This is a genomic window from Streptomyces sp. V4I2 (genome assembly GCF_030817655.1).
Classification (GTDB): Bacteria; Actinomycetota; Actinomycetes; order Streptomycetales; family Streptomycetaceae; genus Streptomyces; species Streptomyces plumbiresistens.
The window spans coordinates 2470111-2486555 of sequence record NZ_JAUSZM010000003.1; the positions used below are offsets into that span (position 1 = coordinate 2470111).

13 protein-coding genes and 1 pseudogene are annotated in these 16445 nt (G+C 71.7%); 7 read left to right on the forward strand and 7 right to left on the reverse strand.

Features of this window, described 5'->3' with window-relative positions:
- The first annotated feature begins 125 nt into the window (after positions 1–125).
- Complete coding sequence (locus QFZ76_RS12240; protein ID WP_266442164.1) at positions 126–566, forward strand: cell division protein SepF; 441 nt, start codon at positions 126–128, stop codon at positions 564–566.
- Positions 567–605: 39 nt separating this feature from the next.
- Here the strand turns inward: QFZ76_RS12240 and QFZ76_RS12245 are convergent, their stop codons facing one another.
- The gene (locus QFZ76_RS12245; protein WP_307673743.1) at positions 606–1778 is read right to left on the reverse strand and encodes an acyl-CoA dehydrogenase family protein; all 1173 of its coding nucleotides are present in this window, start codon (positions 1776–1778) and stop codon (positions 606–608) included.
- Positions 1779–1983: 205 nt separating this feature from the next.
- A complete protein-coding gene (locus QFZ76_RS12250) occupies positions 1984–3585 on the reverse strand; it encodes an MFS transporter (RefSeq protein ID WP_307673744.1) in 1602 nt (533 codons plus the stop codon).
- A gap of 270 nt (positions 3586–3855) precedes the next feature.
- On the opposite strand from QFZ76_RS12250, the gene QFZ76_RS12255 reads away from it, so the two are divergent.
- Together QFZ76_RS12255 and QFZ76_RS12260 are read left to right on the forward strand one after the other, a co-directional pair.
- Entirely contained in the window at positions 3856–5040 is a 1185-nt protein-coding gene (locus QFZ76_RS12255) for a hypothetical protein (RefSeq protein ID WP_307673745.1), read from the forward strand.
- Positions 5041–5276: 236 nt separating this feature from the next.
- Positions 5277–6284, forward strand: coding sequence for a phosphatase PAP2 family protein (locus QFZ76_RS12260; protein ID WP_307673746.1), 1008 nt, complete (start codon positions 5277–5279; stop codon positions 6282–6284).
- A 167-nt stretch (positions 6285–6451) separates the two neighbouring features.
- Here the strand turns inward: QFZ76_RS12260 and QFZ76_RS12265 are convergent, their stop codons facing one another.
- Entirely contained in the window at positions 6452–6667 is a 216-nt protein-coding gene (locus QFZ76_RS12265; protein WP_307673747.1) for an I78 family peptidase inhibitor, read from the reverse strand.
- A 429-nt stretch (positions 6668–7096) separates the two neighbouring features.
- On the opposite strand from QFZ76_RS12265, the pseudogene ctaD reads away from it, so the two are divergent.
- Positions 7097–8623, forward strand: a pseudogene (ctaD, locus tag QFZ76_RS12270) (cytochrome c oxidase subunit I); the annotation flags it as partial.
- Between the two features lie 43 nt (positions 8624–8666).
- Here ctaD and QFZ76_RS12275 read toward each other — a convergent pair.
- The 4 genes from QFZ76_RS12275 to QFZ76_RS12290 form a co-directional block, all read right to left on the reverse strand.
- On the reverse strand, positions 8667–9707 hold the full coding sequence (locus tag QFZ76_RS12275; protein WP_307673748.1) for a YafY family protein: 1041 nt from the start codon (positions 9705–9707) through the stop codon (positions 8667–8669).
- Positions 9708–9755: 48 nt separating this feature from the next.
- The gene (locus tag QFZ76_RS12280; protein WP_307673749.1) at positions 9756–10559 is read right to left on the reverse strand and encodes a hypothetical protein; all 804 of its coding nucleotides are present in this window, start codon (positions 10557–10559) and stop codon (positions 9756–9758) included.
- Positions 10560–10627: 68 nt separating this feature from the next.
- Positions 10628–11920 carry an ABC transporter substrate-binding protein gene (locus tag QFZ76_RS12285; protein ID WP_307673750.1) on the reverse strand — a complete coding sequence of 431 codons (1293 nt, stop codon included), beginning with the start codon at positions 11918–11920 and terminating at the stop codon, positions 10628–10630.
- Positions 11895–12431: a hypothetical protein gene (locus QFZ76_RS12290; protein WP_373464513.1), complete on the reverse strand. Its 537-nt coding sequence runs from the start codon at positions 12429–12431 to the stop codon at positions 11895–11897. The genes QFZ76_RS12285 and QFZ76_RS12290 overlap by 26 nt, the downstream gene beginning before the upstream one ends.
- A gap of 121 nt (positions 12432–12552) precedes the next feature.
- On the opposite strand from QFZ76_RS12290, the gene QFZ76_RS12295 reads away from it, so the two are divergent.
- Genes QFZ76_RS12295 through QFZ76_RS12305 form a run of 3 tightly spaced genes read left to right on the forward strand, consistent with a single transcriptional unit; the run spans position 12553 to position 16408 of the window.
- Positions 12553–13029, forward strand: a complete 477-nt coding sequence (locus tag QFZ76_RS12295) for a hypothetical protein (protein ID WP_307679991.1) — start codon at positions 12553–12555, stop codon at positions 13027–13029.
- Positions 13029–15716, forward strand: a complete 2688-nt coding sequence (locus tag QFZ76_RS12300) for an ATP-binding cassette domain-containing protein (protein ID WP_307673751.1) — start codon at positions 13029–13031, stop codon at positions 15714–15716. Before QFZ76_RS12295 ends, QFZ76_RS12300 begins: the two co-directional genes overlap by 1 nt.
- On the forward strand, positions 15713–16408 hold the full coding sequence (locus tag QFZ76_RS12305; RefSeq protein ID WP_307673752.1) for an ATP-binding cassette domain-containing protein: 696 nt from the start codon (positions 15713–15715) through the stop codon (positions 16406–16408). The genes QFZ76_RS12300 and QFZ76_RS12305 overlap by 4 nt, the downstream gene beginning before the upstream one ends.
- Positions 16409–16445 lie beyond the last annotated feature (37 nt).

The following is a 16445-nucleotide window of genomic DNA, read 5'->3' on the forward strand; positions in this document are numbered from 1 at the left end:
TTCGCTGTGCACCAGTACCGTCACAAACCCCCCGCGCGGCGTCTATCCACTTGGCGCGACGTCCGCATCATGGATGACCATAGGGATGCGGAAAGCAGAAAAGACCGCTGTGAGAGGAGGCGTCCATGGGATCGGTACGCAAGGCAAGTGCCTGGCTTGGCCTCGTCGACGACAACGATGACGAGCGTTACTACGACGACGACTACTCCGAAGGGACCGAGCAGCCCGGGGATGCCTGGGTCACCGACCCGCGGGTCAAGGTGGCCTCGGACGTCGCCGAGGAGAAGGGCCGCCGGATCGGTACGGTCACCCCGGACAGCTTCCGGGACGCCCGCGCCATCGGCGAACTGTTCCGCGAAGGCGTCCCGGTCATCATGAACCTCACGGCCATGGAGGCCGCCGACGCCAAGCGCGTCGTCGACTTCGCGGCCGGGCTGATCTTCGGCCTGCGTGGTTCGATCGAGCGCGTGTCCACCAGAGTGTTCCTGCTGACCCCCGCCAACACGGAGATCGTGAACGGCGACCCGGCCGCGCACCGCACGGACGGCTTCTTCAACCAGAGCTGAGGCAGGGCCGCTCACCGGCCCTGCCGCTGCTGGGGGAATTCAGCGGAAGGCGTCGAGCCCGGTGAGCGCCTTGCCCAGCACGAGCTGGTGCATCTCGACGGTGCCCTCGTAGGTGAGCACCGACTCGAGGTTCGTCGCGTGCCGCATCACGGGGTATTCCAGCGAGATCCCGTTGGCACCGAGGATCGTCCGGGCCGTACGGCAGATGTCGATGGCCTCGCGGACGTTGTTGAGCTTGCCGAAGCTGACCTGCTCGGGACGCAGGCGGCCGGCATCCATGCGACGCCCCAGGTGATGGGCGAGCAGAATCCCCTTGTGCAGCTCGACGGCCATGTCGGCCAGCTTGGCCTGGGTCAGCTGGAAGGCGCCGATCGGCCGCCCGAACTGCTCCCGCGTCTTCGCGTAGTCGACCGCGGTCTCGAAGCAGCTGCGGGCCGCGCCCATGGCTCCCCAGACGATGCCGTAGCGGGCGTGGGAGAGACAGCTGAGCGGGCCCTTGAGCCCCGTCGCCTCCGGCAGTACGGCGTCGGCGGGCAGCCGTACGTCGTCGAGCAGGAGCTCACTGGTGACGGAGGCGCGCAGCGACCACTTGTGCTTGATCTCCAGGGCGGCGAACCCGGCGCTGTCGGTCGGGACGACGAACCCCCGGATCCCGTCCTCGGTCTGCGCCCACACCACGGCCACCCCGGCCACGGACCCGTTGGTGATCCACATCTTGCGGCCGTTGAGCACCCAGTCGCTGCCGTCGCGCTTGGCGTACGTCCGCATTGAGGCGGGGTCGGAGCCGTGGTCGGGCTCGGTCAGCCCGAAGCACCCGATGACCTCACCGGCGGCCATGCGCGGGAGCCAGCCCTGCTTCTGCTCCTCGCTCCCGAACCGGTGAATGGCGTACATGGCGAGGGACCCCTGCACCGACACCAGCGACCGGATCCCGGAATCGGCGGCCTCCAGCTCCAGACAGGCCAGCCCGTACTGCACGGCGCTCGCCCCGGCGCACCCGTACCCGCTGAGCGACATCCCGAGCGCCCCGATCCCGCCCAACTCCCGCGCGAGCTCCCGGATCCCGGGCAGCTCCCCGCTCTCGAACCACTCGGCGACATACGGCAGCACACGATCACCGGCCCACGCCCGCACGGTCTCCCTGATCGCCAGGTCCTCGGGCGCGAGCAGGTCATCGATACCGAGGGGGTCGGCGGGGTCGAACGGAGCCATGAGCACGTCCTCTCAAAACTAGCACCGCTAGTTACATTCCCGACCCTGACGTTACGACGCAGTGTCCCGCACGTCCACGGCTTGCGGGATGTGGCGCATCACGCCGGCAGGCGACCCGCGGCCGCCGACGGCGGTCCACCCCCACGGGAGAGCTCACCTCTCGACCGACGGTCACGGGCGGTGCGTGGGTGGGAGAAGCACTTCGTCAGGCGGAGACGCGGGAGTCCGCGACCTCCCGAGGCGCAGGTACCTCCACGGCCCCGGCCCCGACCTCCCCGCACTGCATGGTCCGCGGCAACCGCAACGCCATCACCGCCCCCAGCAGCAACAACCCCGCGCTCACCAGCAACGTCACATGGAGCCCGTACACGAAACAGTCCTGAGCCGTCCGACGCAGGGCCACCCCGGCCGGCCCCCCGAGCCGCTCGGACACCTCGTACGCCTCGCCCAGCGAATGCCCCGCAGACGCCGCCGCCGACGCCGGAACACCCGGCACCGACGACAGCCCGGGCGCGTACGCCGCGTTCATCACGCTGCCGAGCAGCGCGATCCCGATGCCGGCACCGAGCTGGTACGAGGTCTCCCCGATCGCCGCCGCCCCACCCGCCTGCTCCGGCGGAGCCTCGCTCAGCATCGACTCGTACGCCCCGAAGAGAGTCGTCTCCAGGCCGAAGCCCAGCAGCACGAACCCGAACAGCATCAGAGCCGGGTTGTCCTCGCCGCCCATCGCCGTCAGCAGCACCACGGCCACCGCCGTCAGCAGGAAACCGCAGCTCACCATCCGACGCGGCCCGAACCGTCGTAGCAGCCGCGCACCCGCAAGGCCCGCCGCCATCGCGGCGACGGTCAGCGGCAGCAGCCGCAGCCCGGTCTCCAGCGGAGACAGGCCCAGCACCAGCTGCAGATACTGCGCCGCGATCAGCTCGAGGCCGACCAGCGCGAGCATCGCCAGCACGATGCAGCCCACCGACGTGCTGAACGCCGGCCGGGCGAACATCCGCAGGTCCACCAGCGGATGTGCCCGGCGCCGCTGACGCCGTACGAAAAGAACGATCAGCGCCGCGCCCACGACCACCGGCACCACCGTGAACGGGCCCAGCTCCCCGCTCCCGAGCCGCTTCACGCCCAGCACCAGACAGAACAGCCCGGCCGCCGCCGTCAGCGCGCCGACCACGTCCCAGGGCCCGCGCCCGTCGCCCTTCGACTCGGGCAGGAACAATCGCCCGATCGGCAGGCTGACCAGCATCAGCGGGATGTTGACGAGGAACACCGAACCCCACCAGAAGTGCTCCAGCAGGAAGCCGCCGAGCAGCGGACCCACCGCCGCACCGACCGCCGCCACCGCACTCCAGATGCCGATCGCGAGCGCCCGCTCACGCCGGTCGGGAAAGACCTGGCGGAGGATCGAGAGCGTCGCCGGCATGATCATCGCGCCGCCGACGCCGAGCAGCGCCCGCGCCACGATCAGCACCTGGGCGGTGTCGGCGAGGGCGGCCATGGCGGAGGCGACGCCGAAGAGCGCGTAGCCGAGCAGCAGGACCCGTCTGCGGCCGACGCGGTCGCCGAGCGTGCCGAAGAGGATCAGCAGCGAGGCGCAGACGAGGGGATAGACGTCGACGATCCAGAGCAGCTCTATCGCGCCGGGCTTGAGGTCCTCGGTGACGGCGGGGACCGCCACGTGCAGCACGGTCGCGTCGAGAGCGACCAGGAGCAGGCTGGCACACAGCACCACAAGGACGACCCAGCGGTTGGCACCGGCCCCGGCCGCCCGACGGCGCAGCGCAGCGGCCGTGGTCGTCCCGGACATGTACGTACCTCCCAGATGTTCCCTCGCTTCGGCGGGCTCACGGGGTGGGGACTCCCCATGACTCGGCCGGAGAGGAGCGGTGGTCTCCGGCCTGCGCAACGGTGGCGAGTGACACGTCAGCGTACGCGAGTTCGTGTCGGTACCAAGTGGCGGACCTCTCAGAGGTTGCACGGAACCCGTGTGGCGTGCACCACGTCTCTCCCCCTCACTCCCCTACCGACCACGCCCCGGCCGGACCCCCGGTTCCGCACGCCGTCGATAATCGAGCCCGTGACCGATCTTGAAACGCGCGCGGCCCCGCCCGTCGCCCCGAGCCTGCGCCGGGCGGCTCCGGCGCTGCTCGGCTACGCGGCCGTACGCGCCCTGGGGCTGCTCACGCTGGCCCTGTGGAGCGCGGCGCGCGACAAGAGCGCGTACACGCTGCTGACGGCCCGCTGGGACGCCCTCTGGTACACGAGGGTGGCCGAGCTGGGCTACGGCTACGAGGTGCGCCTGGCGAACGGCGACGTGCACTCGAACCTCGCGTTCTTCCCGCTGCTGCCGTGGCTGGAGCGGCTGCTGGCCGCCGCGACCCCGCTGTCGTACGCCGACGCGGGCTTCGCCGTCGCGCTGCTCGCCTCGGTGGCGGCGGCCTGGGGCATCTTCGCGGTCGCCGATCATGTTTACGGCCGCCGGGCGGGGGTCTGTGCGGTGCTCGTGTGGGCAGTCCTCCCTGTCGGGATCGTGCAGTCGATGGCGTACAGCGAGTCACTGTTCACGGCCCTGGCCGCCTGGTCGCTGTACGCGGTCCTGACCGGCCGCTGGGTGACGGCCGGCACCCTGGCGCTGCTGGCGGGCCTGACCCGCCCGGTGGGCCTCGCGGTCGTCGCGGCGGTGTGGGCGGCCGCCGTCGCCTCGTTCGTCCGGGACCGCGGCCCGGCGCGACCGGACAGCGCCCACCCCGAAGCACGCTCCCTGGGCGCACGCCGAGCCCTCGGCATGCTCCTCGCCCCCCTCGGCGCCGCCGGCTACGTCTTGTGGGTCGGCCACCACACGGGCAAGGGCCCGCTCGGTTACCTCGACGTCCAGGCCGGGTGGCGCAACGGCTTCGACGGCGGCCAGGCCTTCGCCCGCTTCGTCGCCGACAAGTTCACGTCGTTTCCCTCGGCCCTGGCGGGCGTGGGGCTGATCGTCGGGGTCGGGCTGCTCGTTTGGCTGTACGTCGTCTGTGTACGACAGCGCCAACCGCTCCCGCTCCTGGTGTACGCGGGGGTCGTCACCGCCCTCGCCCTGTGCGCGTCGAGCTACTTCGGCTCGAAACCGCGCCTGCTGATGCCCGCCTTCCCCCTCCTGCTCCCCCTCGCCCTGGCCCTGGCCCGGCTGCGTACGCCCAGGTCAGCCGTGGTGCTCGGGACGATCGCCGTGGCGGCGTCCCTGTACGGGGCGTTCTGGCTGAACGGCTCCGGTCCGCCGTGACCGACTCCGGAGCGCGATGAGCGTCCGGAGAATTCCACCCCATGATTTGGTGAACGAATTCATAAGCGGGATAAAACCGCAACCCAGAATGATCAAAGGAATTGAAGGGCGCCGTCCGTCGGCATTGCAGAATCCCTGGAAATAACCTCTCGCTGAGAGGAATCCCACATCACATCGTCATCACAAAGCCGTGGAATCGCCAGGGAACTGAGCTCACTCGCTGTAACGTCGATTGGGTGCGTACCGAACGAAACCTCACCCGTCTGGACCGGGTGTTCGCGAGGCTGGACCGGGAGCCGGAACGGCCGGCTCATATCGACGTGCCGAAGATGAGCCGTCACCGGGTCGCGCTGCTCGCCGGAACCCTGGCCTTCTACCTGGCGATCGTGTGGCTCGTCGTGATCACCTCCTGGCTGGTCCGTCTCGACTGGCAGGTCATGTTCTTCCGCCCGTACCAGCAGTGGGCCGAGATCCACTGGTTCGTCGACTACTACGTCGTACTCGGCCAGCGCGGCCCGACCGCGGTGATGATCGCGGCCTGGCTGGCCTGGCGCTCCTGGCGGCAGCACACCCTGCGCCCGATGCTGACCCTGGCCACCTCCCTGCTGCTGCTGAACATCACGGTCGGCGCCGCCAAGATCGGCATGGGAAGACTCGGGCCGCACTACGCGACCACCATCGGCTCGAACGAGATGGGTCTGGGCGGCGATATATTTCCCAGCGGCCACACCGCCAACGCCGTGGTGACCTGGGGAATCCTGGCCTATCTGGCCTCCACCCCGAGAGCGCGCCGCTGGCTGTCCGCCCTGTCCGCGGTGACCTCGCTGGGCGTCGGCATGGCCACGGTCTACCTCGGTACGCACTGGCTGAGCGACGTACTCCTCGGCTGGGTCGCGGGCCTGCTGGTCCTGCTGGCGCTGCCGTGGTTCGAGCCGCTGATCGCCCGCGCCGAGGACCAGATCTTCGACCTGCGCGACCGCTGGCGGGCCCGCGGCAGCAAGACGGCACCGGCGCCCCTGTCTCCCATCGAGACCCCCGTACGGCTCAAGCCGCGCCCGGCCTCCCAGAACGAGACCGCGGCCCGCGCCGCGGCACCCCGCGCGCCCGTCTACCTGGCCCCCGGCCCGCACACGACCCGCTCGGAACGCACACCGGTCACCCCGGTCGGCAGCCGCCGCCCGCCCCAGACGGACCGCACCGCACGCGGTACGGCCTCCACAGCCCGTCCCCTGACAGGCGGCTGACCCGAGACAGCAGCGGGGCCGGTACGCACGCCCCACCCCGCACGGCGACGGCCCCGGCTCCAGAGAAGGAGCCGGGGCCGTCGCCGTCGTCGCGTCGCGTCGCGTCGCGTCGCGTCGCGTCGCGTCGCGTCGCGTCGAGTCGAGTCGAGTCGAGTCGAGTCGAGGGGTCAGCCCTTCCAGGCCCGGGCCACCTGCCCGTCCTTCACCTCGAAGTTCAGCCGCCCCACGCGGTACTCCATGGTGATGATCGCCCCCGGCGGCAGCGAGCGCACCGTCGACCACCCGCGCTCGCGCGCGAGCCGTTCGGCCCGGTCGGCGTCGAGGCCGACATAGGCGTCCGGACTGTCGTCGGGTTCGGCGGGAGGAGTCGGAATCTGTGCCATACGGCCACGCTAGGCCCTGTGCGACGACCGGGGAAGTCCGGGCTGAGCACCCGGCGTCACGCGTCCCTCTCCGGTCACGCTTCTGTCACAGAATCACGACACTCGTTTTGGACCAACTCCGTCACACGTACGAGCGGTTTCCTGATCCTTCCGCAGGTAATCGAACGCAATTCCCGCGTGTCGCGAGGGATGCGGGAAAAGACCCGTGGAAAGTTCCGGAAGTACCGTTCCCGACCCCTTTCCCCCGCTCGATTCCACAGGGACCCGGGTGCTGACACCACATAAGAAATACACGGTTTCAGCACAGAACCCCCGTACGCCCCCTGTCGGAGCACGCGACGGCGCGAGCATCATGACGTGAGCTCGCGGGTACGCGTGGCGGGGGCTTCAGCGGGCCCGGGGCAGGGCGAGCGAAGGGGCGAGCGAGCGATGGGGACGCAGACCGCGCAGGCGGCGGCACGACCCGTGCGGACCGAGCGGCACGGCCAGGTGGTCGTCGACTGGCTGACCACCACCGACCACAAGAAGATCGGCCATCTCTACCTGATCACGTCGTTCGCGTTCTTTCTGATCGCCGGTGTGATGGCGCTGCTGATGCGCGCCGAACTCGCCCGGCCCGGTCTGCAGATCGTGGACAACCAGCAGTTCAACCAGCTCTTCACGATGCACGGCACGATCATGCTGCTGCTGTTCGCGACCCCCAGCTTCGCGGGCTTCGCCAATGAGCTGATGCCGTTGCAGATCGGTGCGCCCGACGTCGCCTTCCCGCGGCTGAACATGCTGTCGTACTGGCTGTTCCTCTTCGGCGGCCTGATCGTGCTCGGCTCGCTCGCGGTGCCGTCCGGTCCGGCCGCCTTCGGCTGGTTCGCCTACGCGCCGCTCAACGGCTCCGTGCACTCCCCCGGCGTCGGCCCCGACCTGTGGATCATGGGCCTGGCGCTGGCCGGCTTCGGCACGATCCTCGGCGCGGTCAACTTCATCACCACGATCATCGGGATGCGCGCCCCCGGCATGACGATGTTCCGGATGCCGATCTTCGTCTGGAACACCCTGTTCACGTCGATCCTGATCCTCATGGCCTTCCCGGTGCTGGCGGCGGCGCTGCTGTGCCTGGAGTCGGACCGGCGGTTCGGCTCGCACGTCTTCGACGCGACCAACGGCGGCGCGCTCCTGTGGCAGCACCTGTTCTGGTTCTTCGGGCATCCGGAGGTGTACATCATCGCGCTGCCGTTCTTCGGCATCATCAGCGAGGTCATCCCGGTCTTCAGCCGCAAGCCGTTGTTCGGTTATCTGACGCTGGTCGCGGCCACGATGGCGATCACCGGTCTGTCGATGGTCGTGTGGGCGCACCACATGTTCGCCACCGGAGCGGTGTTGCTGCCGTTCTTCTCGTTCATGAGCTTCCTGATCGCGGTGCCGACGGGAGTGAAGTTCTTCAACTGGACCGGGACCATGCTCAAGGGCTCGCTGTCCTTCGAGACACCGATGCTGTGGGCGACCGGCTTCCTGGTGTCGTTCCTGTTCGGCGGCCTGACCGGGGTGATCCTGGCCTCGCCGCCGCTGGACTTCCACGTCACGGACACGTACTTCGTGGTCGCGCACTTCCACTACGTCGTCTTCGGCACGGTCGTCTTCGCGACCTTCGCCGGCTTCTACTTCTGGTGGCCGAAGTTCACCGGCAAGCTGCTCGACGAACGGCTCGGCAAGATCCAGTTCTGGACGCTGTTCGTCGGCTTCCACACCACGTTCCTGGTGCAGCACTGGCTGGGCGCGGAGGGCATGCCCCGCCGGTACGCCGACTACCTCGCCGCCGACGGCTTCACCGCGCTCAACACGCTCTCGACGATCGGCGCCTTCCTGCTCGGCATCTCCACGCTGCCGTTCCTCTACAACGTCTGGAAGACCGCCAAGTACGGCCGGAAGGTCGAGGTCGACGACCCCTGGGGCTTCGGCCGCTCCCTGGAGTGGGCGACGTCCTGCCCGCCGCCCCGGCACAACTTCAACACGCTGCCCCGGATCCGCTCCGAGTCCCCGGCGTTCGATCTGCACCATCCGGAGTACGCGGCCCTGACTCCGCAGCCCGAGCCAGAGAGCGAGCAAGCCGGTCGCGAGCCGTCCTGATCGCCTCGGTCAGCTCCGAGGGCTCCAGCACCTCGAACTCGAAACCCAGCATCATCAGGTGGAGCACCATCACGTCGAGGCTCGCGGCTCCGGTGCGCAGGACGCAGCTGTTCTCGTCGGAGGCCTCCAGCGTTCCCGCGGAGGGCGAGATCCGCTCGGCGGCCTCCTCCATCGGCACGAGCAGCCGGATGACCGCGTGCGAGGCGTACGCGCGCGTGGAGACGCCTTTGGAGACGTAGGCGGCCAGGTCCTCCGCGGGCGGCTCGCGTGGCTCGAAGCGCGGGCCGTGCGGCGGCTTGGGGGTGATGCGGTCGACGCGGAACGTACGCCAGTCCTCGCGGTCGAGGTCCCAGGCGACCAGGTACCAGCGGCGCTCGCTGCACACCAGGCGGTGCGGTTCGACGCTGCGGCGGGTCGGGGCGCCCTCGTGATCGCGGTACTCGAAGCGCAGCCGCTCGGTGTCCCGGCAGAGGTTGGCGAGTTCGGTGAGGACGGCCGGGTCGACGGCGGAGGGTGAGGGGCCGCGCAGCATCGGCACGGTGAAGGCGTTCAGGGCGCTCACCCGCCGGCGCAGCCTGCCCGGCAGGACCTGCTCCAGCTTGGCGAGGGCCCGGACCGAGGTCTCGCCGATGCCGTCGATGCCCTGCCCGGCGGCCGTGCGCAGCCCTACGGCGACCGCCACGGCCTCGTCGTCGTCCAGGAGCAGCGGCGGCAGCTCGGCGCCCGCGCCCAGCTGGTAGCCGCCGCCGGTGCCGGGGCTGGCGTTGACGGGATAGCCCAGCTCACGCAGCCGGTCCACGTCCCGGCGCACGGTGCGCGGGGTGACGCCGAGGCGGTCGGCCAGGTCGGCGCCGGACCATTCGCGGTGGGCCTGGAGGAGCGAGAGCAGGCGCAGCAGTCGTGCCGAGGTCTCCAACATGGGGCCGAGTCTGCCAGCGATCGCGGACAGCTGCTGTCCGCAAGTGCCTCAGGAACCGACCGGGCTCACGGACACCGACAGGTCGTTGTCCCGCGTGTAGTACGGCCCCGCCTCCACCGGCCCGTCCGGCGTCTGCACGCGCGCGCGTGGATAGGTGAACACGGGCTTCTTGTCGGCGACGTCGTCGAGCAGCCGTGCGATCCGTACCCGCGGCCCGGCCTCCCCGCCGGGCCTGAGCCACAGGTCCCAGACGCCGGGCTCCAGACGCGCGTACGCCACCGAGAAGTTGAACTTGGTCTGGTCGACGGCGACTTCGGTACGCCGGGCGGGGTCCGGGCGGTGCCGGGCGCGCAGTTCGGCGTACGCGTCCGGGGCGAGGTCCGTGCCGTACACCCGCCCCTGGACCGTCAACGCGGTGCTGGAGACGCGCAGTTCGCCCACTTCGGCGTGCGGGGCGCGCAGCCAGCTGCGGACGGTGAGGTTGCCCTGCCGGGTGGCGTACGGGATGCGGACGGCGACGTGGCCGCGGGAGCCGCTCGGGATGCGGGCGGCGAGCGAGCTCAGGTCGGTGGCGCCCGGAGTGAGGCGCTGGGGCTCGCTCCCGGTCACGCGGGCGTAGGCGTCCCAGCGGCCCTCGGGCAGGGCGACGGTGCTGGGCAGGGCGGCCCGCAGCCGGCCGTCCGCGACCGGCGTCAGCGGCAGACCGATCTCCTCGTCCGCGTCGCGCCGACGCAGCACCAGATGCGCCACGCCACTCGCTCCACGCGCGGTGACGTCGAAGGTCAGTCCGCCCGCGGAGTCGGCGACGCAGTCGGCACACAGCGGTGCGACCCGAGGAGCGGGCATCGTCATGCGACGGCGATCCTCCTTTGGATCAGTACTGCCCGGTTAGACCACCGAACGGACACTTTGGTTGCCTGTCACGGCCGATACGGCAGCTGCGGAACGTCGAAACAAGTGCTGTCCATGTCCCCCTGGGACACCCATCCCCGGCCGTCCTCCCAGCGGGCCACCGACAGACAGGTCCGGCGGGTCTTCGGCGGCTCGGCACGCCGCTCGAACACCACGGGGGCGAGCAGCCCGTCCGCGGTGTATCCCTCGCCGCGGTTCATGAAAGCGTCCACGCACGCGCGCGTGACGCCGTTTTCGGGGCAGGACCGTGCCGCGTCCGTGAACCACATCGCGGCCGCCCAGCCCTCCAGCTGCCACTGCGAGTGCGTCTTGAGGCCCTTCGTGGCGTCCCTGAACTCCCGTACGGCCTCATGGCCGGTGTCCTCGTAGTTGCGGCTGGACGCGGTCGCCCAGAGGGCGTTGCGGCAGCGCGTGGCGTCCTTGTAGTCCCCGGGGACGGTGGACGTCCAGTTCTGTACGTTCGTGACCTTGGCGGTGACCTCTACGCCCGCGTCGTCCATCGCCTCGCACAGCCGGGCGTTGCCGTGGCTGTCGATGGCGTCGAAGACGAGGTCGACGCCCTGCTCCTTCAGGTCGGCCGCCACGGCACGGAAGTTGGGCAGCGCGAAGTCGACCTGCTCGGTCACCACCTGGTAGCCCTCGGCCTTCAGCCCCCGCTCGACGAGCGAGGCGTAGGCGGCGGACGCGGCCTGGTTGTAGGAGACGACGGCGGCCGTCCGGGCGCCGTGCTCGCGCTTGAAGTAGCGGTAGACCTCGGTGCCGCCGTACTGCTCGCCGTCCCAGCCGGTCGTGCCGTCGCGGGGCGCGAGGCTGCCGTAGATGCCGTACAGGTGCGGCCAGGTGTCGTAGGCGGCCCCGATGGGCTGGCCCCCGATGTCGGGCACGCGCGCGCGTGAGACGCGGGAGGCGCCCGCGTAGTCGAGGGCGGTGGTGGCGACCAGGGCCACGACCTTGTCCTCGTCGATCAGCTTGTGCACGCAGGTGTTGTTGCCGACTCCGCTGCCGCCGTCGTCGCACAGCCGTACCTCGACCGGGCGGCCGTCGATGCCCCCGCGCGCGTTGAGGCGGTCGAAGTAGGCCTTGGCGCCGTCGCGCGGGCCGGTGAAGGCGTTGCCGCCGACCGGGCTGGTGGCGCTGGTGATGATGCCGACGCGGAGGGGGCCGCCGTCCCGCTGCGCGGGCGTCGACGTCCGGCCGCCGTGCTCGAAGTCGCTCTCCGGGAGGCGGCTGCCGCAGGCCGTACTCAGGAGGAGCAGCAGGCCCGCGACGGCCGTCTCAGCAGCCCGGGCCCGGCGAGGCATTGCCGCTCAGGCCGACCAGCCCGCACAGCGTCTTGACGGAGACCTTCCACACGTCGTCCTGCTCGACGGCCGTGCCGGCGGCGTCGGGCATGACCGTCGCGCCCTTCAGGGTGAGGGTGTACGTCACGTTCGCCTCGGTCGGCGAGGTGAACTCGACCTTGCCGACCTTGGCCTCCACCTGCCCGCCACGCTCGTCGCCGCTGAAGCTGTCGAGGACCTCGGTCATCCGGTCGCCGTTCTCCAGGACGGCCCGCTTGTCCGCGACCGGGACGGCCGGATCGAAGAACCTCACCCAGTTCCGCTTGATCTCCCGCTCGGCCGCCGCGGGGTCGTCCGGCGCGGTCGGGCTCGGCTCCGCGCCGGTGGAGGTCTCCACCGAGGGCGAGGGCGGAGCGGTGTCGCCGCCGCCGCTGTCGTCCGAGCACGCTGAGAGGGCCGAGGCGAGGAGGACCACCCCCACCACCAGCCCTCGGCTGACGTTCCCCCGCCTGAGGTCGCTCCCGAGAACCATCTGGCTCACCACCGGGTGTCGGTCCGGGCCGTGGGCGCCCGGTGCTTTCAGGGTCAGCTTCCAGAAGGCATAGTGCAAGCCATCGGCTGACATGGACAGACACATGACGTGGGAGCCTGAGATGCGGACAGCCCGACTGCGGACCGTTCACCCCGTCCTGTGGGCCGGCTGGGCCGCGCTCGCCGCGGGCGCGGTGCTGTGTGTCCTCGGCTGGTACGGCGTCTCGGGCGAGCGCTACGCCGAACGCCAACTGCCCTATCTCGCCTCCTGCACGGTCCCCGGCGCCGCGCTGATCATCGCGGGGGCGGTCCTCCTCACCCACGGCCGCAGCGCCCTGGCCGCGGCCCGCGTGGAGGAGCTGTACGGCCTCCTGGTGACCGCCGAGCCCGCCGACGCCGAGGAGTCCGGGCAGACCGTGACGGCGCCCCTGGCGGTCAGCGGGGACCTCCTGATGGTGCCCGGCGGCACGCTGTGGCACCGCGCGGACTGCCCGCTGGTGGCGGGGAAGGCGGAAGCCGTGCCGGTCGACTCCAAGCTGGTGGCGAGCGGCGAGCTGGGCCCCTGCCCCATCTGCGAGCCCGCCGAAGAAACCGACTGATGTCCTCCCTGACGTACGACCTCACACTCGCCGGTCTCTCGGTCGGCAGCGCCGCCGCCCTCACTGGGATCGGCCTGATCGTGACGTACCGCGCGACCGGCGTGCTCAACTTCGCGCACGGTGCGATCGCGGTGGTGTGCGCGTACGTGCTGCGGCAGTGCGTGGTCGAGTGGGGCTGGCCGCTGTGGGCGGGAGCGGCGGTCACGCTGCTGGTGCTGGCGCCGGCCCTGGGCATGGCGTTGGAGCGTTTCGTCTTCCGGCCGTTGTCGGTGCTGGGCAGCGACCCGGCGCAGACACTGGTCGCGTCCATCGGCGTGTTCGTGCTGCTGGTGGGCGGGGCCGCGCTGGTGTGGGGGCAGGGCGCACGGGACGACGCTCCGGAGCTGGTGTCGGCGGACCCGTGGGGGCAGCTGGCGGTGGCCCTGGTACTGGCCGTCGGCGTCGGTACGGTGATCCGCTGGACCCGCTTCGGGCGGGAGCTGCGGGCCGTGGTGGACGACCGGCGGCTCGCCGTGCTCGGCGGGATCGACGCGGACCGGGTGGCCGCCGCGGGCTGGGCCTTCGGCTCGTTCACGGCGGGTCTGACGGGCGTGCTGCTGGCGCCCTACGTACGCCTGGACCCGTACGGTCTGCCGCTGTTGGTCATGGAGGTGGTGGCGGTCGCGGTGGCCGCGCGGATGCGCAGCCTGCCGGTCGCGGTCGTGGTGGCCCTCGGCATCGGGGTGGCGCAGAGCCAGCTGACGCGACTGCACCCCTCGGGCTGGCGCGAACCGCTGCTTCAGGCGGCCGGCGCCAACCTCTTCGTCGTGGCCCTGCTGATCGCGGCGCTGGCACTCCCCCGCATCGGCACCCGCGACGCGCTGCCGCGCACGGCCACCGCGCGCGTGCCGACACCGCCGGGCGCCTGGATAGTCGCCGCCGTGCTGTTCCTGCTGCCGCTCGGCTTCGCGGGCTCGGACCTCCATACGGCGGTCCAGGTGCCGGCGCTGGGCGTGGTGCTGCTGTCCCTGGTGGTGGTCACCGGCCGCGGCGGCCAGATCTCCCTGGGGCAGGCGGCGTACGCGGGCCTGGGCGCGCTCTTCACGGCCTTGCTGGCGGCCGGACGCTTCCCCGGATCGCCCCGGCTCCCCGAACTGGCCGCGCTGGCCGTGGCGGTGGTCCTGGTCGCTCCCTTGGGCCTGCTGACGGGCTGGCCGGCGATCAGCCGCCGGGGCCTGGCCCTGGCGCTCGCGACCTTCGCGGTGGGCGTCGGGGTGAGCCGCTTCGTCTTCGCCCAGCCGTACGCCGTCTCCGGGCTGTCACTGGGCCGCCCGGCCGGCTTCGACGGCGACCGCGCGTACTACGTCCTGGAGCTGCTCCTGCTGGCGGCCGCGCTGCTGGCGACGCACGCCCTGCGCAGGGGCCGTACCGGCCGGGCCCTCGCCGCCATGCGTGACCACGAGGCGGGCGCGTCGGCGGCGGGCGTCCGGGTGCCGTCCCTGAAGCTCCTCGCCTTCGTCGCGGGCGCCGCGCTGGCCGCGCTCGGCGGCGGCATGCTCGGCATGGGCCTGCGCGCCTTCGACCCCGGCGCCTACGACCCCGTCCGCGGCCTCCTCTGGTTCGCCGCGGTCGTCGTCCTGGGCGCCGACAGCACGCTGGGCGCCCTGGCCGCGGCGGCGCTGTTGGTGGGCCTCGACGCGGGCGCCCGGGGCGGGGTGGCGGCGGCGCTGATCGGGGTACTGGCGGTGCTGGTCGGCCGCTTCCCCGGGGGACCGTACGAGGCGCTGCGGACGGCGGCGGGGCGGCTGCGGTTGCGGCCGAGGGCGGCGTTGACGCCGCTCGGGGAGCGGGTGCGGGCACGGCTGCGGCCCGTGGAGCGACGGGCTGCGGCCGCCGACGGCGCTCCGCCTCCACCAGGGCCACCCGCACCCGACCACGAAAGTGGCACGGGTGGTGCGGGTGGGAACCCAAAAAACCCGGCCGCAGGCCGGGTGCCCCCCAACACCCCCGCACCCACCCTCACGGCCCGCCACCTCCACGCCCGCTACGACGGCTTCACCGCCCTCGACGGCGTCGACCTCGACGTCCCCCACGGCCGGATCACCGCGATCGTCGGCCCCAACGGCGCCGGAAAGAGCACCCTCTTCCACTGCCTCGCCGGAACGCACCGCCCCTCGCACGGCCAGGTCCTGCTGGGAGGACGGGACATCACCCGGCTCACCGCACACGCACGCACCCGGCTCGGCATCGCCCGCACCTTCCAGCAACTGGCCGTGTTCCCGTCGCTGACCGTGGCCGAGAACGTTCAAGTGGGTGCGGAGCAGGGACGCGTCACCGATCCCGGCGCCGCGGAGCGGGCACTCAGGCTGCTCGGACTCGACGGACCGGTCCGCGCGCTGCCCGCCGCCGACCTGCCGACCGGCACCCTGCGCCGCGTCGAACTGGCCAGGGCCCTGGCGGGCGCCCCCCGCGTGCTGCTGCTCGACGAACCCGCCGCCGGCCTGGACACCGCCGAAGTCGCCGCGCTCACCAAGGTCCTGAAGGCTCTCGCCGCCGACGGCACCGCCCTGCTCGTCGTCGAGCACGACCTGGACCTGGTCGCCGACCTCGCCGACGTCGTGCACGTGATGACGGCGGGCCGGATCGTCGCCTCGGGCCCGCCCGCCCGCGTCCTCGACGCCCTCGGCGCCCAGGAGGCTCCCGCATGACGGTGGCTCTGGAGCTGCGCCACGCGCGCGTGCGCTACGGCCCCCTGGAGGCCCTGCACGGCGTCACCCTCGCCGCCCCGGGCCCCGGCCTCACCGTCCTGCTGGGCCGCAACGGCTCCGGCCGTACGACCGTCCTGCGCGCGCTGGCCGGAACCGTGCCGCTGTCCGGCGGCGCGGTGCTCTGGGACGGCACCGACGTGACCCGTGTACCGGCGTTCGAGCGGGCCCGCCGCGGCCTCTGCCTGGTCCCCGAACGGCAGGCGGTGTTCGCCTCCCTCACCGTGCGCGAGAACCTGGAGCTCGCGGCACCGGCACCCGACATCGCCCTGGACGCCTATCCGCAGCTCGCACCCCTGCTCGAGCGCCGCGCCGGCACCCTCTCCGGCGGCGAGCAGCGCATGCTCGCGCTCTCCCGCGCCCTGCTGGCACGCGCGCGCGTGGTGCTCGTCGACGAGCCCGCGCAGGGCATGTCCCCCGCGGTCGCGGCCCGCACCTACACACTGCTGGCCTCGCTCGACGCGTGCGTGGTCGTCGCCGAGCAGCGGCTGCCGCCCGTCCTGCACCACCAGGCGGCGGTCGTGTACGAACTGCGTCGCGGGAGCGTGCTGTTCAGCGGAGAGGCAGCAGAGTTCCGGAGGCGGGAAGCGGCGGACCGAACAGCGCGGGGACGCGGGCCGAGACCTTCGGGATGACCAGCAGCGTGCCGACCTCCAGCCGGTCCGGAGAGCG

Coding starts and splice junctions, on each gene's coding strand:
- QFZ76_RS12245 (WP_307673743.1), bottom strand. CDS start 1,778: ATGGCTCCGTTCGACCCCGCCGACCCCCTCGGTATCGATGACCTGCTC.
- QFZ76_RS12280 (WP_307673749.1), bottom strand. CDS start 10,559: ATGACGATGCCCGCTCCTCGGGTCGCACCGCTGTGTGCCGACTGCGTC.
- QFZ76_RS12275 (WP_307673748.1), bottom strand. CDS start 9,707: ATGTTGGAGACCTCGGCACGACTGCTGCGCCTGCTCTCGCTCCTCCAG.
- QFZ76_RS12285 (WP_307673750.1), bottom strand. CDS start 11,920: ATGCCTCGCCGGGCCCGGGCTGCTGAGACGGCCGTCGCGGGCCTGCTG.
- QFZ76_RS12250 (WP_307673744.1), bottom strand. CDS start 3,585: ATGTCCGGGACGACCACGGCCGCTGCGCTGCGCCGTCGGGCGGCCGGG.
- QFZ76_RS12295 (WP_307679991.1), top strand. CDS start 12,553: ATGCGGACAGCCCGACTGCGGACCGTTCACCCCGTCCTGTGGGCCGGC.
- QFZ76_RS12290 (WP_373464513.1), bottom strand. CDS start 12,431: ATGGTTCTCGGGAGCGACCTCAGGCGGGGGAACGTCAGCCGAGGGCTG.
- QFZ76_RS12305 (WP_307673752.1), top strand. CDS start 15,713: ATGACGGTGGCTCTGGAGCTGCGCCACGCGCGCGTGCGCTACGGCCCC.
- QFZ76_RS12265 (WP_307673747.1), bottom strand. CDS start 6,667: ATGGCACAGATTCCGACTCCTCCCGCCGAACCCGACGACAGTCCGGAC.
- QFZ76_RS12300 (WP_307673751.1), top strand. CDS start 13,029: ATGTCCTCCCTGACGTACGACCTCACACTCGCCGGTCTCTCGGTCGGC.
- QFZ76_RS12240 (WP_266442164.1), top strand. CDS start 126: ATGGGATCGGTACGCAAGGCAAGTGCCTGGCTTGGCCTCGTCGACGAC.